At 73.7% G+C, this 20,099-nt stretch carries 19 protein-coding genes and 1 pseudogene; 10 read left to right on the top strand and 10 right to left on the bottom strand.

The genetic code is table 11. The features are described from left to right. The 3 genes and pseudogenes from IG84_RS40800 to IG84_RS0124535 all read left to right on the top strand — a co-directional run. A pseudogene (locus IG84_RS40800) lies at positions 1-1,686 on the top strand (hypothetical protein); the annotation flags it as partial. Positions 1,687-1,895: 209 nt separating this feature from the next. After that, positions 1,896-2,660: a hypothetical protein gene (locus tag IG84_RS41875; protein ID WP_211266511.1), complete on the top strand. Its 765-nt coding sequence runs from the start codon at positions 1,896-1,898 to the stop codon at positions 2,658-2,660. 228 nt (positions 2,661-2,888) lie between these two features. Next, positions 2,889-3,554 carry a hypothetical protein gene (locus IG84_RS0124535; RefSeq protein ID WP_037800798.1) on the top strand — a complete coding sequence of 222 codons (666 nt, stop codon included), beginning with the start codon at positions 2,889-2,891 and terminating at the stop codon, positions 3,552-3,554. 10 nt (positions 3,555-3,564) lie between these two features. Here IG84_RS0124535 and IG84_RS0124530 read toward each other — a convergent pair whose 3' ends face one another. From IG84_RS0124530 to IG84_RS0124520, 3 genes are all read right to left on the bottom strand, one after another. Continuing rightward, complete coding sequence (locus IG84_RS0124530; RefSeq protein ID WP_031061256.1) at positions 3,565-4,518, bottom strand: PDR/VanB family oxidoreductase; 954 nt, start codon at positions 4,516-4,518, stop codon at positions 3,565-3,567. Further along, positions 4,515-5,624: an aromatic ring-hydroxylating dioxygenase subunit alpha gene (locus tag IG84_RS0124525; RefSeq protein WP_037800797.1), complete on the bottom strand. Its 1,110-nt coding sequence runs from the start codon at positions 5,622-5,624 to the stop codon at positions 4,515-4,517. The genes IG84_RS0124530 and IG84_RS0124525 overlap by 4 nt, the downstream gene beginning before the upstream one ends. A gap of 179 nt (positions 5,625-5,803) precedes the next feature. Continuing rightward, positions 5,804-6,574 carry an IclR family transcriptional regulator gene (locus tag IG84_RS0124520; protein WP_031061250.1) on the bottom strand — a complete coding sequence of 257 codons (771 nt, stop codon included), beginning with the start codon at positions 6,572-6,574 and terminating at the stop codon, positions 5,804-5,806. 110 nt (positions 6,575-6,684) lie between these two features. Between IG84_RS0124520 and hemG the strand changes: the two genes are divergently transcribed. Together hemG and hemQ are read left to right on the top strand one after the other, a co-directional pair. Beyond that, entirely contained in the window at positions 6,685-8,163 is a 1,479-nt protein-coding gene (gene hemG, locus IG84_RS0124515; protein WP_031061247.1) for a protoporphyrinogen oxidase, read from the top strand. A 2-nt stretch (positions 8,164-8,165) separates the two neighbouring features. Further along, entirely contained in the window at positions 8,166-8,906 is a 741-nt protein-coding gene (gene hemQ / locus IG84_RS0124510) for a hydrogen peroxide-dependent heme synthase (protein WP_031061245.1), read from the top strand. Positions 8,907-8,924: 18 nt separating this feature from the next. On the opposite strand, the gene IG84_RS0124505 is transcribed toward hemQ, so the two are convergent. From IG84_RS0124505 to IG84_RS0124480, 6 genes are all read right to left on the bottom strand, one after another. After that, a complete protein-coding gene (locus IG84_RS0124505) occupies positions 8,925-10,463 on the bottom strand; it encodes an alpha/beta hydrolase (protein WP_031061243.1) in 1,539 nt (512 codons plus the stop codon). Between the two features lie 182 nt (positions 10,464-10,645). Then, positions 10,646-11,431, bottom strand: a complete 786-nt coding sequence (locus IG84_RS0124500; RefSeq protein ID WP_051862326.1) for a DUF4142 domain-containing protein — start codon at positions 11,429-11,431, stop codon at positions 10,646-10,648. A gap of 172 nt (positions 11,432-11,603) precedes the next feature. Next, complete coding sequence (locus IG84_RS0124495; RefSeq protein ID WP_051862324.1) at positions 11,604-12,494, bottom strand: TIGR04222 domain-containing membrane protein; 891 nt, start codon at positions 12,492-12,494, stop codon at positions 11,604-11,606. A gap of 5 nt (positions 12,495-12,499) precedes the next feature. Next, on the bottom strand, positions 12,500-14,074 hold the full coding sequence (locus IG84_RS0124490; protein ID WP_078649304.1) for an MbnB/TglH/ChrH family RiPP precursor modification enzyme: 1,575 nt from the start codon (positions 14,072-14,074) through the stop codon (positions 12,500-12,502). A gap of 181 nt (positions 14,075-14,255) precedes the next feature. Continuing rightward, the gene (locus IG84_RS0124485; RefSeq protein WP_031061231.1) at positions 14,256-14,933 is read right to left on the bottom strand and encodes a LysE family translocator; all 678 of its coding nucleotides are present in this window, start codon (positions 14,931-14,933) and stop codon (positions 14,256-14,258) included. A gap of 105 nt (positions 14,934-15,038) precedes the next feature. Beyond that, positions 15,039-15,677 (bottom strand): NUDIX hydrolase, encoded by a 639-nt coding sequence (locus IG84_RS0124480; protein ID WP_031061228.1) that lies wholly within the window; start codon positions 15,675-15,677, stop codon positions 15,039-15,041. Between the two features lie 196 nt (positions 15,678-15,873). Between IG84_RS0124480 and IG84_RS0124475 the strand changes: the two genes are divergently transcribed. Further along, the gene (locus IG84_RS0124475; protein ID WP_157848937.1) at positions 15,874-16,683 is read left to right on the top strand and encodes a nuclease-related domain-containing protein; all 810 of its coding nucleotides are present in this window, start codon (positions 15,874-15,876) and stop codon (positions 16,681-16,683) included. 51 nt (positions 16,684-16,734) lie between these two features. Here the strand turns inward: IG84_RS0124475 and IG84_RS0124470 are convergent, their stop codons facing one another. Then, positions 16,735-17,499 carry an aminoacyl-tRNA hydrolase gene (locus IG84_RS0124470; protein WP_037800796.1) on the bottom strand — a complete coding sequence of 255 codons (765 nt, stop codon included), beginning with the start codon at positions 17,497-17,499 and terminating at the stop codon, positions 16,735-16,737. Positions 17,500-17,600: 101 nt separating this feature from the next. Here IG84_RS0124470 and IG84_RS0124465 point away from each other — a divergent pair, with 101 nt between their 5' ends. The 4 genes from IG84_RS0124465 to IG84_RS41650 are packed head-to-tail and all read left to right on the top strand — an operon-like array spanning position 17,601 to position 20,087. Next, positions 17,601-18,278 carry an AIM24 family protein gene (locus tag IG84_RS0124465; RefSeq protein ID WP_031061219.1) on the top strand — a complete coding sequence of 226 codons (678 nt, stop codon included), beginning with the start codon at positions 17,601-17,603 and terminating at the stop codon, positions 18,276-18,278. A 35-nt stretch (positions 18,279-18,313) separates the two neighbouring features. After that, positions 18,314-19,237, top strand: a complete 924-nt coding sequence (locus IG84_RS41870) for an ABC transporter ATP-binding protein (RefSeq protein WP_031061216.1) — start codon at positions 18,314-18,316, stop codon at positions 19,235-19,237. After that, complete coding sequence (locus IG84_RS41865; protein WP_031061214.1) at positions 19,234-19,902, top strand: hypothetical protein; 669 nt, start codon at positions 19,234-19,236, stop codon at positions 19,900-19,902. The genes IG84_RS41870 and IG84_RS41865 overlap by 4 nt, the downstream gene beginning before the upstream one ends. Positions 19,903-19,928: 26 nt before the next feature. Then, the gene (locus tag IG84_RS41650) at positions 19,929-20,087 is read left to right on the top strand and encodes a hypothetical protein (RefSeq protein ID WP_169749898.1); all 159 of its coding nucleotides are present in this window, start codon (positions 19,929-19,931) and stop codon (positions 20,085-20,087) included. Positions 20,088-20,099 lie beyond the last annotated feature (12 nt).

Below are 20,099 nucleotides of genomic sequence, written 5' to 3'. Positions count from 1 at the left end.
AAGGCGCTGTCGGTGGCCGGCAAGGCGGGCAAGGTCATCGACCCGATGACGTATGTCGCCAAGGGCGCGGGCGCCGGCCTCACCAAGATCGGCGACATCGCCAAGAGCATCAAGGGCATCGGGAAGATCGATGTGCCCGCTCTGCCGGCGGATGCGATCAAGCTGCCGGAGGGATCGCTCAAGCTGCCCGACGGCGCCGTCCGGCTGCCCGAGGGTGCGGCGGTTCCCGAGGGTGCGACCAGGCTGCCGGACGGCAACGTGCGGCTGCCCGACGACGTACCGGCCCTGCCGGAGAACGCCACCAGGCTGCCGACGGGTCCGGGGGAGCCCGCCCGGTACTTCGACGGCGACGGCAACCTGCTGGACGAGCACGGCAACGTCGTGGACAGCATCGACAACGCGCCCAAGGAGGGCTCGCCGCACGTCGAGCCGCCCGCAGGCTCGGACCTGCCGCGGGTGGATGCCGACAGTCCGGCCAAGGTCCCGGCCATGGCCGGTGCTGCCCACGCCGCCGACAACGCCGGCCACGTTCACCTGGGCAACAGCCTCGACACCCAACTCGGCGACACGGGCCGCCTCGCCGACGATGCCGGCACGCCGGGCGGTCATGTGGGCGACAACGCGCCGGGCGGCCACGCCCCCGGCCACCTCGGCGACACCCCGGGCAACGGCCTGCCGGGGCACCTCGGCGACACCCCCGGCGGCCTGCCCGGCCGCATCGGCGACACACCCGGCGGCACGGCCGACCACCTCCCCGGCGGCCACGCCGACGACCTGGCACACGGCCCCTCGGCCAGCCACGAACCTCCCACGGGCGGCGGGCACACGGGCGGCCACGGCGATGGCCCGGGCGGGCACGAGGGTCACCCCGGTTCGCACGGTGAAGGCCCGGTCGGCGGCCACGAGACGCCTGCGGGCGGGTCCGGTGGCGAAGGCGGCCCCGGCGGCAGCGGACCGGGCGGGCCCACGGGACCTCATGGGCCGGACGGCCCGGAAGGCTGGGAGCGCCACGCGGACGACTCCGGTCCGCTCGAGCGTGGCAGCGAGCTGGAACAGCAGGTCCGGGAACAGGTGCGGGGCACCGCGGTCAAGCACGGCGACGTGGAACGCATCCTGCAGAATCTGGCCGACGAGCCGGCGGGCCGGGAAATCGCCGACACCATCGCTTCGGGACGTTTCAGGGACGCTCCCAATTTCTCGAGTGTGGTGTCCGCGCTGACCGGAAAGGGGGAAATCTCCGGCTGTCTCGAACAGATCCGGCTGGCCAACCGTCTGCACGAAAGCGGACTCACCGACATCTCGTTCGAGATCAAGCAGGGCGGGCACGAGATCAAGCCCGGTGTCTTCACCGAAGCGAAGACCGACCTCGACGTCATGGCGCGGGACGCGGACGGAAATGTCCATGGCTGGCAGTTCAAGGACATGACCGGAAAGGATTCGCCCGCCGATCCGGCGAAGGTCACCCGTAACATCTTCAAGAAGATCGGTCAGCTCACCGACTCGAAGGCGGACATGCAGACCTTCGTCGTCGAAACAAAGGCATCACGGGCCGAAATGGCCACTCAGATCGGACGATTCCAGAAGGGGTACGACTTCGATGGCGTGCAGTTCGTCATCCGCTCGCCGGACGGTATCCTCTTCGTCCCGCGTGAAGGCGGGATGTTCATGCCGGAGGGAGCGCTGTGATCGCTAGTACGCCTGTGGCCCGCTGGGACTGGGGCCGCGACGACGAGTCGGCGGACGCCCTCCTGCTGTGCCTCCGTGATCTCCTGACCGCGTTTTCCGTATTGGCCGAGCACCGGTTCGCTGGCGGTGCACCGACCGTACGTGTTTCCGTCAAAGAGGCGGGAAAGACGAACACCTTCCTTTTCGAGGGTGAGTTCACCGCAGCGGGTATGCGAACCCCGGCCGAGACAGCCGAAGAGCTCGCCGGCGAGGTGCGGGCCGCCCTTCGCCCCGGTGCGGTCGGCGGGGTGTCGGCCGATGTTGCCTGCACGGGCACGGTGGCCGGGGTGGAGGGGGAAACGCGCCAGGAGAATCTGTTCCGGCTCGGCGCCCACGCGGCCGCGGATTTCGTAAGTGTGGAAATGACGACGTCCACGGATGTCTGGATGCCGTACGACCTCAAGGGCCGTCCTCAGCCCGCGGTGCACCAGGCCAACGCGCCACGCCTGGCCGCCGCCCTGCGTGACCTTGAGAAGGCGCTGGAGTCCGAGACCGAACCGGACGACCCGACCCACTTCGGCAAGCCGACCGAGACCGGTGTCGAGAACCGCCGCGAACCGGACGGGACCCCGTCCGATGTGTGGTCCCGCTTCGAAATCCCGTCCCGGACCGAGGTCTTCCGCCACGCGCCCGCGTTCCGCCCCGGATACCGACGCACGGCGGACGGCGATGTGCAGTACGTCCCCATCCGGAGCGAGCACGGTGTACTGGGCTACCTCTGGGCCTCCGACGCGGATAGCGCCGCGAGCTTCGAGCCCCGCGTCGCCGCCGACGAAGAGGGCCGCCGGGTGGGTCTGGCCTGGCTGGACCACCTGGCCGCCGCGTACGACCGGGGCCTGTCCCCCTCCCGGGCCCTCGTCGAGCTGACCGGCCCGGCGACGCCCCCGGCCACCCTGGCCCTGACCTCACTGCGCGAACTCGCCCGGGAGGACTGAAGCTGTGCGGGGAAGAGCCGGCTGAGAAAGCGGTCCACGTGACGCGCATCGCTATCGATGACCCCGAGGTCGAGGAGCGGATGGGCGAGGCTGTCGTCAGCCGGGACGGCTACGTGGACGGTGTGCTGTACGGCGCCTGTCGCGAGTGATGCCGAAATGGTGCGTTCCACATCGAACGTAGTGAAGGCTATTCGCACAGGAGTTGCGGTCGAAGGGGCTGAACCTGAAGTGACCGCACAAGAACCGCGCGTCGTCCTCGACCGGATTCGCGGTATCACCTGGGACGACGACTTCAGCGTGTCGCTCGGGCACGCCCGCTCCCGAGCCCTGCTGATGCGCGAGTACCTGCGCCGTGCCGCGCTCTGGGCCCAGGCATACGGTGCCGAGGTCGCGTGGCCGTTCTTCGGCGTCGCGGAATACGCCGCTCCCGAATTCGAACCGGCTCCCGAGCTCGCGACCGAGCTGGAGGAGTACGCGTCGCACCTCGGCACGCCCTCTCTGCGGAGGGTATGCCGAGGCGCCGTACGGTGGGCGGCCCTGCGCGAGAACGAGCCCGGATCGCCCGAGCTGTCCGAGCTGCCCGACCCGTACGAGCCCCTGCTGCTCATGTTCGGGCGCGGCGGGTATTCCGTCGAGGAATTCATCGACCTGTACGGCGTGCTGATCCCGCACGGGAGCCTCAACTCCAATCTCCGGGCCGAGCCCTTTCTCACCCTCGCCGCCAGCACTCTCGGGGTCGGCCGGGAATCGGAGACGTACGACGAGGTGTTCACGCGGAATCTCCGCTGGGAGCCGACCGATTACCTCACACGCTTCGCAAGACATGTCGAATGCGGTCAGGTCCGGATCACCGAGCCCGAGGCCGCTGCTGTCATCGAGAAGATGACCGGCTGACCGATGCGGGTCAGAGGGCGAGTCTCAAGCGCGGGCCGTGGCAGCGGGAGACGCAGATGAGCATGGTGTCGCCGGCTGACCGTTCGGCTTCCGTGAGGAGGTGGTCGCGGTGGTCGGGGGTGCCGGACAGGACCTCGGTCTCGCAGGTGCCGCAAGTGCCGGCGCGGCAGGAGGAGAGCACCTGCACACCGGTGTCCTCTACTGCCTCCAGAATCGAACGGCCGGGCGGTACGCGGACGGTGAGTCCCGAGTCGGCCAGCTCGACTTCGAAGGAGGAGCCCTCGGCGGGCGCCGGGCGGAAGCGTTCCACGTGCAGCGCGTCCTCGGGGAGCCCTGCCGCCCGGCACTGCACCTCGATGGCGGCGAGCAGCGCCTCGGGGCCGCAGGCGTACACGTGGGTGGCCGCGTCCGTGGCCTCCAGGAAGCCCGCCAGGTCCAGCAGCCCGTACTCGTCCTCCGGGCGCAGCGTGACGCGCTCCCCGTGTGCCGCGAGCCGGTCGGCGTAGGCCATCGAGGCGCGGGTCCGGCCTCCGTACAGCAGCCGCCAGTCCGTCCCGGCCGCCTGCGCGCGGGCGATCATCGGCAGCAGCGGGGTGATGCCGATCCCGCCGGCGAGGAAGAGACAGCGGGCGGGCGGAGTGGACGGGGGTTCGAAGGGGAAGTGGTTGCGGGGCGCGGAGGCGGTGATCTTGTCGCCTGTCGTGAGGCGATCGTGCACGTACGAGGAGCCGCCCGTGCCCGCTGCCTCGCGCAGTACCGCGACCCGCCACTCGGCCCGTACGGCCGGGTCCCCGCACAACGAGTACGAGCGGGCCAGGCCCGGCGCGAGGTGGAGGTCCAGGTGGGCGCCGGGCGACCAGGCGGGCAGCGCGCCGCCGTCCGGGCGGCGCAGCGACAGCTCGCACACGCCGTCGGCGACGGTCCGTTTGCGCGCGACGACGAGGTCGAGGGAGGCGTCGGTCATCGGGCCGCCACCGCTTCCGGCCCGCCCGGCACCCCGGCCGCAGCCGGCTTCGCCGAGCCCGCGATCATCCGCTCCAGTACCCGCCGCGCCGCCAGCCCGCCCGCGTCGATGCCGACGCTCAACTCCTGTACGCGGCGGCCCTCTTCCTCGGCCGTGACCTTCTCCAGGATGTCCAGCGCCGTCACGTCCTGAAGGACGACGGTGCGGTTGAACTCGTGCAGGAAGCCGCTCACCCCCTCGTCCTCGCGCGCGAAGTCCCGCGCCACCAGCCAGAAGTCGTACGTGGTGGTCTCGGTGGACGGGGTGATGGCGTACGCGATCTCGGTGTGGAAGGCGTCCGGGTCGCTGCCGTCGGCGCCCGGTACCGAGCCGACCGGCGCGATCCGGCTGTGCAGCAGGTACAGACAGGGCGCGTGGTACTCGATGTCCTGCCAGCGGCTGACGCGGCCCTTCAGGCCCGTCGAATCGGCGTAGAAGGGCGGGCACTCGGCGTCGTCCATGTGCCGGCTCACCCGGACGATGCCGCGCTCCTCGTCGGCCTCGGTGGTGATCGGGGTGGCGGCGACCTCCGGGGTGCCGATGTACCCGCCGTGCAGGAACGTCTCGTGGGAGAGGTCCAGGAGGTTGTCGACGAGCAGTCCGTAGCGCGCGTTGAGCGGTTCCATGCCGCGGACGACCGTCCACTCCGGGTCGGCGAGCCAGGGGGCGCGCGGCACGGCGGACACGTCCGCGCGCGCCGGGTCACCGATCCACACCCACACGAAGCCGTCCAGTTCGGCGAGGGGGTACGAGGCGACGCGCGCGGTGCGCGGCACGCGGGCCTGGCCCGGTACGGAGACGCAGGCACCCGCCCGGTCGTAGGTGAAGCCGTGGTAGCCGCAGACCAGCCGGCCGTCCTCCAGAGCGCCTTCGGAGAGCGGGTAGCGGCGGTGGACGCAGCGGTCGGCGAGCGCGACGGCCTCGCCCTCGGGCGTGCGGTAGAGCGCCAGCGGCTCGCCGCAGACCGTACGGGCGAGGATCTCCTCGCCGCCGGTCTCGCTGCCGACCTCGCTGCTGTACGCGGCGACGTACCACTGGTCGCGGGCGAATGCGGTGGGAACGGGCATGGCGCGGCCTCCTTGACGCACAGGGGGACCCGGACGGCCCCGGGTGTCGCCACAGACTGGGCGGCGCCCCGGAGAGCGGCAAGGGCCTCTTCCAGCAGCTGGAAACATGCGTGCACGGGGGTTGCGCGCCGCACCTCCGATACGCAAGGCGCGCTCACAAACACCCGGTAGAGGCGCGCTCAAAGAAGCGGCAGGCTCCGCGAGATGCCCTGCGCGGCGACGCGCACCGCGGGCGCGAGCAGGGCCGCGCGGCCCTCGCTCACCGGGACGACGACCGACAGCGCGGCCACCGCCCGCCCGTCGGGACCCCGGACGGGCGCCGCCACGGACACCGCGTCCATCGTGATCTGCCGCTCGCTGACCGCCACTCCGGACGTGCGCACGTCCGCGAGGACCGACCGCAGCAGTGCCGGGTCGCCGATCGTGCGCTCGGTGAAGCGGCGCAGCGGCGCGGCACACACCTGCGCGACCACGGAGGGCGGCGCGTACGCCAGGAGCGCGAGGCCCACACCGGTGGCGTGCAGCGGCCAGCGCGCCCCGACCCTCGTACGCACCCCGACCGCCGAGCGCCCCGAGATCAGCTCGATGTACACCGTCTCCAGGCCGTCCCGTACGGCGAGTTGGACGTTCTCGTGCGTCGCTTCGTAGAGGTCCTCCATGAAGGGCAGCGCGGCCTGCCGCAGCCCCACGCCGCGCCGCGCGAGCACTGCGATCTCCCACAGCCGCAGCCCGATCTCGTACCGGCCGTCCGCGCGGCGTTCCAGCGCGCCCCACTCCGTCAGCTTGCCGGCGAACCGGTGCGCGGTGGCCAGCGGCAGACCGGCCCGGCGGGCCAGCGCGGTCAGGGTCAGGCTGCGGTGCGCGTCGTCGAAGGCGCCGAGCAGCGCGAGCACCCGGTCGGCCGCCGACCGCCCGCTCCCGGGCCCGGCCTGCGGATCGCGCAGGGCCATCGCGCCACCCCATCTCCGCTCACCCGGCCGTACATGAAGTCGCGAGCATAGTGGTGCCCCGGAGCAGCGCCCAGGGCCGGGCGCCGGCCGGGCTCTGAGAGAGTGGGGGCATGAGCACAGCGCACACCGGTACGGGCCAGGCGCCCGGTTCTACGGGCCACGCGCCCGGCCACGTCGTCGTGATCGGCGGCGGCATCTCGGGTCTGGCAGCCGCGCACCGCGCGCTCGACGGCGGCGCGCGGGTGACCGTACTGGAGGCGTCCGGACGGCTCGGCGGCAAGCTGAAGGCCGGCGCGGTCGCGGGCGTACCGGTCGACCTCGGCGCCGAGTCGATGCTCGCCCGGCGCCCGGAGGCGGTGGCGCTCGCGCGGGCCGTCGGGCTCGGCGACCGGCTGCAGCCGCCGTCCACCGCGACCGCCTCCCTGTGGACCCGCGGCGCCCTGCGCCCGATGCCCAAGGGCCACGTCATGGGCGTGCCCGGCGGCCCGGCGCCGCTCGCCGCCTCCGGCGTGCTCTCCGACGCGGGCCTCGCGCGCATCGAGGAGGACGCGGAGCTGCCGCGCACCGAGGTCGGCGAGGACGTCGCGGTCGGCGAGTATGTCGCCGAGCGGCTGGGCCGCGAGGTCGTCGACCGGCTCGTCGAGCCGCTGCTGGGCGGGGTGTACGCGGGCGACGCGTACCGCATCTCCATGCGGGCCGCCGTCCCGCAGCTCTTCGAGGCGGCGCGGAACCACCGCTCCCTGACGGAGGGCGTCCGGGCCATCCAGGCGCGCACGGCCGCCACCGTCCACCAGACGGGCCCCGCCGCCGCGGGACCGGTCTTCATGGGCATCGACGGCGGCATCGGCACGCTGCCGGGCGCGGTCGCCGACGCGGTACGGGCCAAGGGCGGCGAGATCCGCCTGAACACGCCCGTGGACGCGGTGCGACGGACCGGCGACGACGGCTGGGAGGTCCGCGTCGAGGGCCGGACCCTGCAGGCCGACGCGGTCGTACTGGCCTGCCCTGCGCCCGCCGCGGCCCGCATCCTCCGCCACGAGAGCCCCGCCGCCGCCACGGAGCTGGACGGCGTCGAGTACGCCTCGATGGCGCTGGTCACCATGGCCTTCCGCCGTGCCGACGTCGAGCGGCAGCTCACCGGCAGCGGCTTCCTCGTCCCGCCGGTCGACGGCCACAAGATCAAGGCGGCCACGTTCGCGAGCAACAAGTGGGGCTGGATCGACGCCGCCGACCCGGACCTCTTCGTGCTGCGCACCTCGATCGGGCGGCACGGGGACACCGCCGACCTGGAGCGCGAGGACGCCGAGCTGGTGGACCTCTCGCTGGCCGACCTGCGCGAGGCGGTCGGGCTGCCCGCCGCGCCCGTAGAGGCGCGCGTCACCCGATGGGACGGCGGCCTGCCGCAGTACCCGGTCGGCCACCTGGAGCGGGTGGCCCGCATCCACGAAGCCGTGGACCGGCTCCCCGGCCTCCGGGTGTGCGGCGCGCTCTACGAGGGCGTCGGCATCCCGGCCTGCATCGCAAGCGCCACCAAGGCCGCCGACGCGGTACTGGCCACCCTGACGCCGGGCATTCCGGCCGACGAGTGAGAATGGATGACATGACTGACGCCACCCCTGGGCCCGCGCCCGAGAAGACCCCGAACGCCGGCAAGAAGGCGAAGGACCTCAACGAGGTCATCCGCTACACCCTCTGGTCGGTGTTCAAGCTGCGTGCAGCCCTCCCGGAGGACCGCAGCGGCTACGCCGAAGAGGTCGATGAGCTGTTCGAGCAGCTCGCCGCCAAGGACGTGGTGGTCCGCGGCACGTACGACGTGTCCGGCATCCGTGCCGACGCCGACATCATGATCTGGTGGCACTCGGAGAGCTCGGACGCGCTCCAGGAGGCGTACAACCTCTTCCGCCGCACCAAGCTCGGCCGCGCCCTGGAGCCGGTCTGGTCGAACATGGCGCTGCACCGCCCCGCCGAGTTCAACAAGTCGCACATCCCGGCCTTCCTGGCCGACGAGCAGGCGCGCAACTACGTGAGCGTCTACCCGTTCGTGCGCTCGTACGACTGGTACCTCCTCCCCGACGAGGACCGCCGCCGGATGCTCGCGGACCACGGCAAGATGGCGCGCGGCTTCCCCGACGTGCGCGCCAACACCGTGCCGTCCTTCTCGCTCGGCGACTACGAGTGGATCCTCGCCTTCGAGGCCGACGAGCTGTACCGCATCGTCGACCTCATGCGGCACCTGCGCGGCTCCGAGGCGCGGCTGCACGTCCGCGAAGAGGTCCCGTTCTACACCGGCCGCCGCAAGCCGGTCTCGGAGCTGGTGGCCGGGCTGGCCTGACCGGCCCCCGCGCCCGACTCACTCCTCGCCGGGCTCGGGCTCCTTGTGCGGCTTGCAGAATGCATCCCGCTCCGGGACCCGCCCGGTGAGCAGGTAGTCCTCGGTGTACTTGTTCACGCAGTCGTTCTCGCTGAAGGCGATCCCGTGCGTGCCGGCGTCGCGCTCGGTGACCAGCGTGGACCCCGCCAGCCTGCGGTGCAGCTCCCGCGCCCCCTCGTACGGCGTGGCGCCGTCCCGCTCCGCCGCGAGCAGCAGGACCGGGGGCAGCACTCCGGGAGCCGTACGGACGTCCAGCGGGCGCTGCTGCTGCAGCGTGCGCGCAGGCCGGGGCCAGAACGCGCAGGGCAGGTTCATCCACGCGTTGTCCCAGGTCTCGAACGGCGCGACCTGGGACACGATCGTGTTGTCGCGGTCCCACGTCGCCCAGTCCCGCGGCCAGTCCGCGTCATTGCACTCCACGGCCGAGTAGACCGCGTCGCCGTTCTCCTTCGACGCCGCGTCCGCCGGGTCCGGCGCCGCCTGCGCGATCAGCGGCTTCGGGTCGCCCTTGAGGTACTTGGACAGCGCGGCCGCCCGGATGGGCCAGTAGTGGTCGCTGTACCCCGCCATCAGGAAGGCGGACTGGAGCTGGGCCGGGCCGACCTTGCCGCCCGCAGGCTTCCGGCGGAGCTGCGCGGCCGCCCGGTAGTACGACGTGCCCACCGCCTCCGCCGTCGTGCCCAGGCGGTACGTCTTGTGGTGCTTGGCCACCCAGGCCCGCCAGTCGTGCCAGCGGCCCTCGAAGGCGATGTTCTGTTCGAGGTTGTTCTGGTACCAGACCTTGTCCGGGTCCGGGTTCACGACGCTGTCGAAGACCATCCGGCGCACGTTCCCCGGGAAGAGCGTCGCGTACACGGCCCCGAGGTACGTGCCGTACGACGCGCCCATGAAGGTGAGCTTCTTCTCGCCCAGCGCGACCCGCAGCATCTCCAGGTCACGCGCGTTGTTCAGCGTGTTGTAGTGCTGCAGCGCGGACCCGGCCCGGCGTGCGCAGCCCTCCGCGTACTCCCGCGCCTCCTTGATCTTCTGCTGCTTGAAGCGCTCCGAGGGGTGCACCGGGCTGTCCGAGGGCGCCTTCGCGGACTGCTCGGGGTCCTCGCAGGAGAGCGGCGCCGAGCGCCCCACCCCGCGCGGCGCGTAGCCGACGAAGTCGTACGCCCTGGCCGTGCGGCGCCACTCGGGCAGCCCGCCGTACATGGGGAAGGCCATCGCGGAGCCGCCGGGGCCGCCGGGGTTGTAGAGCAGCGCGCCCTGCCGCTCGCGCGCGGGGCCACTGGCGCGCCGCCGGCTGACCGTGAGGTCGATCTTCCTGCCTTCGGGGTGCGCGTAGTCCAGGGGGACGCTGACCTTGCCGCACTCCACGCCGGCCGGGAGGTGCTCCACGGGGGCGCAGCGGCCCCATGAGATCTTCTTCGGGGCGGGCACGCGGAGCCCGGTCTCCGCGCCGTCCGCCGGAGCGGCCGCCAGTGTGCCCAGGACCAGTGACCCGATGGCGCCGAACAACGCTACTGCCTTCACAAGCCGTCCCTTCGTGGGTCACCGTGCCGCCTCCGAATGGCGTCACCGTGTGTGACAAAAGGGATACTTGAGCGGGGATTTGGTGATGTAAAGCACCGGGCGCCGGTGTCGGAAGGGATGCCCCGGAAGAGACCGTGCGGGACCGCGGGGTGGCTGCCTCCGGGGCTTTTCGACGAAGGCTCTCAGCGCGCGGCGTTCGCGTGGGACCGGCCCGCGCGGCCGGTGCCCTCCGGCGCGGGCGCCGAGGCGGCCGGCGGCAGCGAGTAGGTCGCGGACGGGGTGGCGGGCTCGGGCGGTGCGGGCGGCGCCGAGGGCGTCGGCGGGACGGGCGGCGGCGCGGCCGGCGACGTCGGCGAGCTCGACGCCTGCGTGTCCCGCGCGATGCCGTCGAAGTCCACGAAACCGGTGCGTTCGAGCACGGTGATGTGGTCGAGCACGGTCGCGTTGGCGTCGTCCGCCAGCCCGCGGACCAGCGAGTTTCGGGTCGTCGCGCGGACCTGTGCGACGACCGTGAAGACCCTGCCGTGCGCCAGCCGCAGGATGTTGGCGAACTTCCGGTCGTACTCGGCGCCGCGCGCGGCCTCCAGCTCGGAGAGCCAGCCCTGCTGCTGGTCGTTGGGCTGGTTGGGCAGGTCGACGCCGAGCTGGCCGGCCACCTCCCGTACGTGCCGGTCGAGTTCGGTGTGCCCGTTCACGAGGTGGTCGCCCGCGGTCCGTACGGCCTTGGTGGTGCCGCGCTCCTGCGCCTGCTGCCCGGCCGGCAGCTCCCACAGCCCGGCCAGCCGTACCTTGGTCACGAAGTCGCGGTCGAGCGGGGAGAGCGGGCCGGAGCGGGTGGCGACGGTGCCCGCGTCGGGGTCGGTGCCGGCCGCCGACAGCCCGGCGAAGGACAGGATGGGGAAGAGCAGTGCGGCTGCCGTCGCGACGAGTGCGGCGACGACGAGACCGGTTCCGGTGACGGTTCGCATGGTGCCTCCTGGTGCGGCACCGCACGCTAATCGGGCTGGCCGTGCCCGCGCCCCCGTTCGCCGAAGCCCGCTCAACAAGGGGCGGGGGTTGGTACGTTGGCGGGTTTCCGGGCCCGTGTGGCCCCGCGCCGTGCGGCCGGGCGCGCGGTTCAGCCGCCCGATCAGCCGCCGATCAGCTACCCGAGCCGCACCACGTCCCGCCGGTGTCCCCGGCCGCGCTCCAGTCGGCGCCGGGGCCGGTCGAGGACACCGCGGCGGCCGTCGCGCTGCCGGCCGCCGCCCGCTGCGCCTCCAGCAGATGGTCGCGCAGTACCCGGTCCACCAGTACCGCCACGCCGCCGACGGCCACGGTGAGCGCGGCGGACCGGTCCGCCGGGCCGGTGACGGCCGCCCTGTTCGCCGCGCGAAACTGCTTCAGGGCCCGCTTGCCGGCCTTCGTGATGCGGCGGCGCACGGCGCTCCGGCACAGCGTGCCGACGAAGATCCCCGCGAACACCGCGGGCGTCACCTTCAGTACGAACGGCATGTTCTGCGGGTACTGCGGAGCGCCGTCGTCCAGCGCGCCCGTCACCGACTGGAAGATGCCGAGGAAGAAGACGCACATGCACGCGCCGATCTGCAGCCGGGCGAGCTGCCGCCAGCGCCGGCCCGTCTCCGGGCGGCGCAGCAGGCCGCGGTCGGCCAGCCGGTCGCCGATCTGCTGGACGGCCGCGCTGCGCATGACCGTGGGGCGCAGCCGCGTCAGCGAGCCGCCGGGCGTGCGGACGAGCGCTTCCAGCACCGCGGACTCGACCGGGTCGTGCGAGACGGCGGGGCGGCGCGCGGTGACCGTTCCGGGGCCGCCGATCGCCAGCCGGCCGTCGCCGTGCATCCCGGCGATCGCCGCGTCGGCGACCCGGCCGGGACCGCCGGCGAGAAAGGCGTTGTCCCAGAGGTCCTGCGAGTCCGCCTCGACGAGCACGGTACGGGGGGACGGCGTGGCGCGGCGGGTGTGGACCGTACCGGCGATGAGCACCACTGAGGAAGCGGCGACGGCCCAGTACACCAACTGCGCGAAGGACAAAGTGATTACCTCCCACTCCGGGGTCTGTCGACATACTCCACCCGCGAGGCACCCGCCGGCACGCTCGGGGGTGCGCTCCGGCCGTCCGCCGTCCCGTCCGGGGCCGGACCGCCGCCCCGGGGCCGGTCCGGCGACCCGTCCGCAGTGTGGCCCGTCCGGGGCAGCAGGCGGCCGGTCACCGTGCGGGCCAGCCGGGCCAGCCGTGCGGCGGCGCCGGCCGACGGCGGGGTGGGGCCCGAGCGCTCGCGCCACCACTGTGTCAGCTCCCGCCGCGCGGCGGGGTGCGCCGGCAGGCCGAGGGCGAGCAGATGGCCGGCGAAGTCCAGCGCGTCGCGGCGGTAGCCGCCCCGCATCGGCCGGTGCTGCGCGTAGTCCAGGAAAGCGCTGCGGTAGTCCGCTCCGAGTATGCCGGGCAGCTCCGGCGCGACCGAGGCGATCACGTCGGCGCGCTTGCCCGCCAGCGCGCGCCGCTGCACGGCCAGCCGCTCCCCGTCGAACCCCGCGGGGTCCGGTTCGCCCGCCACCAGCGCCGCGAGCAGCTCCTCCTGCGCGGCGGCCAGGCGGGGGCGGGCGGCTTCGGTCTCCTTGGCGGCTGTGTCGTCCGGGGCGTTGCCCAGGTTGATGCTCCGGTCGTCGGGCCGGGGGACTGGGCGCGCGCCGGACCCGAGCCCGGGCCGCAGCGCGGTCGTTTCGACGACGGTCCGTATGGCATCCAGTTCGGCGGCGAGCTCCTCCGTAGCGGGGAAGTTCTCATCGCGTTCGAGGAGGACACCGGGCGGGCCGACGCGGGCGCACAGCTCGGCGAGTACCTCCAGAACGGGCTGCGTCACGGGGTGAGCATGGCTGTCGTGCCACACCCCGTCCCGTTCGAAACCGCCCGCGACATGGACGTACGAGATCGCCTCCACCGGCAGCGCCGCGAGCGCGGCCGCCGGGTCCTCGCCCCGGTTGACGCGGTTGGTGTGCAGGTTCGCCACGTCGATCAGCAGCCGTACGCCGGTCCGCTCGACGAGCTCGGCGAGGAACTGTCCCTCGGTCAGCTCCTCGCCCGGCCAGTTGACCAGCGCAGCGATGTTCTCCAGCGCCAGCGGTACCGGCAGCGCGTCCTGCGCGATGCGTACGTTCTCGCACAGCACGTCCAGCGCGTCGTACGTCCGCGGTACGGGCAGCAGGTGCCCCGCCTCCATGCGCGGGCCGCCGGTCAGCGCGCCGCCGGCCCGTACGAAGGCGATGTGCTCCGTGACGAGCGGCGCGGCGAGCGCCTCGGCGCGCTCGGCCAGCGCGGCCAGCCGCCCGGCGTCCGGCCGCTCGGCGCCGCCCAGCCCGAGGGAGACGCCGTGCGGCACGACGGTCGTGCCGCGGGCGCGCAGCGCTTCGAGGGCGGGCGGGAGGTGGCCCGGGCAGATGTTCTCGGCGACGACCTCGACCCAGTCGATACCGGGCAGCCGGGCGATGCCGTCGGCGATCTCCGGCCGCCAGCCGATGCCGGTGCCCAGGAGCGGCGTGTGTGCCGGCCGCTCCCGGTGGTCCGTACGGCCCGGCTGCCGCTCCCGGTGGCCGGTGTGCCCTGGCTGCTCCATGGTTCCCCCTCCACTCCCGACTCCGCGTATTCCGTACTCATCACCCCTCTGGGGAGGACGAACCGTCCATGGGCCGGGTTCAGAGCCGGATCTGAGCTTTTCCCTGCCTTTGCGCAGCGTACGGCGCCCGTACGGGGCGTTGGCGCGGCGCACGGGCGGGGCCGGTGCCGCGGGCGGCGCGTCAGCGGGCCGTTTCGGCGGCCACCGCGGCGCCGAGCCCGAAGAGGACGGTGCCGGTGAGCTGTTCGAGGCGGCGGCGGACGCGCGGCCTGCGGAAGACGGCCCGTGCGCGGTGCACGGCGAGGGTGACGGAGCCGAGCCAGACGACGCCCAGTAGGGCGTGGACGGCGACGAGCATCAGGGTGGTCGCCACGACCGGCGCGCCGTGCGGGATGAACTGCGGCAGCAGCGACATGTACACCACGCCGACCTTCGGATTGAGCACGTTCGTCAGCAGCCCGGTGCGGAACGCGCGCCACGGAGTCTGCGGTGCCTCCGGACCGGTGGGGCCGGCCGGGTCGGCCGCGCCGTCCGCCGGGGCGCTTTCGGCGGGCTCGGTGGCCGCCGTGGCGGTGCGCCGTGCGCTGCGCAGCGCCTGGAAGCCGAGCCACATCAGGTACGCGGCGCCCGCGATCCGCAGCCCGTCGTACGCCACCTGGGACGCCGACAGCATCGCCGTCAGCCCGGCCGCGCCCGCCAGCCCCCACACGAAGCAGCCCGCCGCGATGCCGAGCGCGGAACACAGCGCGGCGCGCCGCCCCGAGCCGAGCGCGGTACGCAGCACGACCGCGAAGTCCGGACCGGGGGAGACGGTCAGCAGGGCGGCGACGACAGTGAACCCGAGGAGTGAGGTGTACACGCAAGAAACGGTACGTGCTCGGCGATGCCCCACCGGCCGCGGGGCTGTGCACCGAGGCCGGTGGGGTGGTACGCCGCGGCCGGTGGGGGCGCCGCCCTCTCCGGCTCACCGGCGGGTGAACTCCGGCTGGGTCACCGTGCCGACCCGGGTCGGGCGGCCGAGCAGGCACACCTCCCGGAACTGCCACAGCAGCGCACCGGTCGGCGCGTGGATCACCATCCCCGGGCGCAGCGGCATCTGCAGCAGCGGCCCGCCGTCCGGAGCCGTGACCCACCGCGGCAGGTCCGGCTCCCGCAGCCGCCGCAGCGGTACGTGGTGCACCGACTGGACCTCGTCCGGGGCCGGCCGCGGCAGCGCCGGTCCACGCGGGACGACGACCAGCGGCGTGATGACGAACCCGGAGTCGGTACGGAAGTCGTCCAGATACCCGGCGATCTCCTCGGGGCCGGCGTCGACCGAGGTCTCCTCGGCCAACTCCCGCAGCGCGGCCGCCTCCGCCGACTCGCCCTCGTCCAGGCGGCCGCCGGGCAGCGCCCACTGCCCGGCGTTGCGGCCGCGCGGCGCCCGCTTGATCACCAGGACGTGCGGCTCGTCGCGGTACGGGAGAACGGTGAGGCACACGGCGGCGTGGCGCACGCCCTCGGGCACGGCGATCTCGCGCCGTTCGAAGGCCGCGAGGTTCGCGCGCAGGGCGGCTTCGAGCCGGGACGGATCCGCGAGGTCCGCTTCCTTCAACGTCGACATCGGCATCATCACGATGTACCACGCCCGGACGCCTGTTCCCACCCTTTCGCGGACGTTCACCGGCTCGTTCGGCGTACCTTCACTCGCTCTTGCCCGTGCCGCGGGCTCCTGGTCCCATGGGGGAGGGGCGGGGCCGGCGCCGTGGCGGTCTCCGCCGGAGGCGAGTCCCGCGAGGGGTGCGCGAGGGGTGATGTCCGTGGAACCGACGCCGGACTACCCCGACCGGAGCTACCTGCCGCCGGACGACGACCGAGACCGCCGCTACCTGCCGCCGGACGACCCCGACCGGCTCTTCCTGCCGCCGGACGACGACCTCGCGCCGAACCGCCCCGGGGAGGTGCTCCGCACCCACCTCGCCGCACACCCCCTCGACGGCCCCGCGCTCTTCGCCGCCCGGCTGCTGGGCCGGCGGCCCGTACAGGACGAGTGGCGGCGCCGGCTCGCCGCGGAGTGCGCGGTGGGCGCGGAGCTGGAGCGGCTGAGCCGCGGCGGCTGGCACGTGCTGCATTCCCTGCCGCTGCCGCCCGGCAGCGAGATCAGCCACCTGCTCATCGGGCCGGGCGGGGTCTTCTGCATCGCCACGGAGTGCGTACGTGCGGCGCGCGTACGTGCCGACGCCACCGACGTGCACCCGGGCCGCGGCCGGCGCCCGCAGCCGTACGTGCGCCGCACCCGGCAACGCGCCGAGCGCGCCACCTACGCCCTGACCCGCGCCTGCGGCTTCCCGGTCCCCATCCACCCCGTACTCGTCCTCATCGGCCCCCACCACATCGAACAGCTCCCGCCGGAGCAACCCGGCCCGGAGCCTCCCGTCGACGCGAGCCCGGAGGGCAACGCGGACGTGCCGGCCGACGCGGAGGCGAAGGGTGACGACGCGGCCGTCCGTCTCATGGCCGGGGCCCAGGCGGTCACCGCCCTCGGCGCCCTCGGCGGCGTACTGACCCCCACCACCGCCAACCGCATCCACACCCTCGCCCGCAACCGCCACACGTGGCACGGGGTGTGAGGCGGCGGCAGGCGCGCGCCGGCCGTCTCCTTGGACCCAGGAGCGGCCCGCCTACGGCTGTCGCAGGGGCCGGAGGGGGCAGAAGCGACTGCCGCCTTCGGCCACGACGGTGTTCCCGGGGGCGATCTCCGTGAAGCCCGCGTCACGGACGACGGGCAGGCCGCTGCGTATCAGTGCCGCCCAGCGGTCCGGCTCCGCCGTGCGTACCGACAGCGGGAAGCCGGCCGCCTGCCAGGCCGCCCGCTCGGGCTCGGACAGCTCCCACCACGCGAGCTGCGCGCCGTGGCCCGCCTGGGCCATCGACTTGCCCGCCGACATCTTCAGCTCCGGGCTCAGCCACAGCACGGGCCCCTCCGTGCCGGGCGCGCCCGGCGGCTCCGGGTCGTCCAGCTCCGTACCCGAGACCTGGAGCTTGGCCAGCTCCTTGGGCCAGCCGTCCAGCGGCACCGGCGGGAAGACCCGCACCTCGGCGGAGTCGCCGGTGACCGTGATGCCCGGCAGCTCCGACGCGCGCCGCCACTCCGCGCCCCGCGCCCGCCGCACGACCTTGCGGATGCGGGCGTCCTGCCAGTCCCGTACGGCAGCGGCCCACTCGCCCTCGCCCAGCGAGCGCGCGTCCGAGAGCAGTACGAGCACCGCCCGCGCGGCCGTCTCCAGCGCGTCCGTACGCGCCGGCGGCGCGGTCTTCTCCAGCCGGACGACCAGCGGCAGCACGAACTGCGGTGCCGCGTCGCGGTCGGTCTCCTCCCGGCGCGCGGGGGCGGCGGGGGCGGGGGTCTCGGTATGGCCGGTGCTGTGGGTCTCGGTGCTGCTCACGGTTTCAGTCTGCCAGCAGGTACTGACAATCCCCGGCCCGGAGCCGTCCCCTCCCCGGGCCTCCTTGGCGGAGGGAAGAGTTCCGGGCGATCATCCTCACCATGCAGAGCGAACTCTTCTCGTCCGAGAACTTGGTCACCCCGGCGACCGCACCCGGCATGACCCTGCAGAACGCCAAGTCGGTCAAGTACGTGGTGGACGGCGAGTGCTACGCGCGCCAGGGCTCGATGGTCGCTTTCCGCGGCAACCTGCAGTTCGAGAAGCAGGGCCAGGGGGTGGGCAAGTTCCTCAAGCGCGCGGTCACGGGCGAGGGGCTGGCTCTGATGGCCGTGCGCGGCCAGGGGGAGGTGTGGTTCGCGCACGAGGCACAGAACTGCTTCATCGTCGACCTCGCCCCCGGGGACAGCATCACCCTCAACGGCCGCAACATCCTGTGCTTCGACGCCACCCTGTCCTACGAGATAAAGGTCGTGAAGGGCGCCGGAATGACCGGCGGCGGGCTCTTCAACTCCGTCTTCACCGGGCACGGCCAGCTCGGCGTGATGTGCGAGGGCAACCCGATCGTCATCCCTGTCAGCCCGCAGTTGCCGGTCTTCGTGGACACCGACGCGGTGGTCGGCTGGAGCGCCGCGCTGAAGACCTCGCTGCACCGCTCGCAGAGCGTCGGGTCGATGATCCGCGGCGGCTCGGGCGAGGCCGTACAGCTCCGCCTGGACGGCGAGGGGTTCGTGATCGTACGGCCCAGCGAGGCGAAGCCCACCCAGTCGTCGAACGGCTGAGGCGGTACGCGAACGGCACGGAGAAGGACCCCGGAATGAAGCTGCACAAGGTGGGGCGGCGCTACGGGCTGCGCGGCCCCTGGGTGCTGCGCGACGTCGACCTCGAAGTGCCGCGCGCGTCCCTGCTGCGCATCGAGGGCACGAACGGCAGCGGCAAGTCCACGCTGCTCCGTCTGTTCGCCGGGATCGACGCACCGAGTACGGGCCGCGTCACGGGACGCCCGCGCGCCGCGTACGTACCGGAGCGCTTCCCCGCGGCGCTGCCCTTCACGGCCTTGGAGTACCTCGGCCATCTCGGGCGCGTCCACGGGCTGCGCGGTGCCGCGCCGGCCCGCCGGGCCACCGAGTGGCTGGAGCGCTTCGGGGCGGCGGGGCACGCCCGTACGCCGCTCGCCGAGCTCTCCAAGGGCACCAGCCAGAAGGTCGCCGTCGTACAGGCGCTGCTCGCCGAGCCCGAACTGCTCGTCCTGGACGAGGCGTGGACCGGCCTGGACGGCACGGCGCGCGGCACCCTCGACCGCGCGGTGGCCGAGCGCGTCGCGGCCGGCGGCACCGTCGTGTTCGTCGACCACGACCCGGCCCGCCTGGCCGGTGCCGCGGACGCCTGCTACCGGGTCGTGGACGCGGGCCTGCGCCCGCAGGACGCGCACTCGTACGCGGCGCGCGCCACCCGGGAGCCGAGCGCCACCTCGGGGCCGCGCGTGACCGTGGTGGCGGAGGGCCCGCCCGGTGCCGCCCCGCCGCCCGGCCTCCCCGGAGCGCCCGTCACCGGGCCCGGACCGGACGGCACGACCCGGCTCACCGTCCCCGCCACGCATTCCGACACGCTGCTGCGCGCCCTCCTCACGGCCCGTCCCCCGTGGCACATCCACGCGGTGGCTCCCGAGGGCACCCACCCAGCCCACTCGGGCCACCCCGCCCCGACCGCCCAGACCGCACCGAGGCCCGATACCCCGTGATCCCGCTGCTCCGCTACCACGTCGCGCTGCTCATCGGCTCGCACCGCTGGCTGCCGCCCGCCCTCCTGTACGCCGCATTCGTGGCGATCGGCATCCGGGCCGGCGATCCGGTGCTCGACGGGTACGGGTACGCCGCCGCCCCGCTGCTGCCCGTGGCCGTGTGGCTGGTGCGGGCCTGCGTGACCGGCGAACCGCCTGCCGCGCGGGCCTGCACCGCGGCGGCCGCGGGTCCCGGCCGCGCGCACCTGGCGGCCGTCCTGACCGCGACGCTGGCCGCGACGGTCCTCGGGGCGCTCGGTACGGGCTTCGTCGCGCTGGTCTCCGACCCGCACAGCGCCGATCACCGCACCCTGGTACCGATGGGGCCCGCGGCCCTCGCCGGGACGCTCACGGCGCTCTCCTGCGTCCTGCTGGGCACGGCAGCCGGCGCGCTGGCCAACTGGCCGGTGCTGCGCAGTACCGGATGGGCGGTCCCCACCGGTGCGCTGGCCGCCCTGCTGCTGCTCGTCACCGCGGCCTCGCCCGCGAACGCCGCGGTCAGCGGCCTGGTCACCGGCTCGGCCGACGGCACGGTGACCGTTCCCTGGCTGCCGCTGGGCGCGGCCGCCCTGATCGCCGCCGCGGCCGTCGCGGCGGCCTGTGCGCTCAGCTCCCGGCGTACCTGAGCGGCAGCGGCAGTAGGCTCGGGACCATGCCGCCCGCCACCCAGCACCCCGCGCCCGAAGACGCACCGCTCGCCGAGTGCGTCCTGTGCCGCGAGCCCACCGAGTACCCGGAGACCACCCCGGGCATCGTCCTGTGCCCGGTCTGCGAGTGGCAGGAAGCCCAGCGCACCGCCTGTTCGGGCTAGTCGAGCCCATAC

This window comes from Streptomyces ochraceiscleroticus (assembly GCF_000720485.1).
Lineage (GTDB): Bacteria > Actinomycetota > Actinomycetes > Streptomycetales > Streptomycetaceae > Streptomyces > Streptomyces ochraceiscleroticus.
This window is presented reverse-complemented; position numbering and strand designations above follow the sequence as displayed.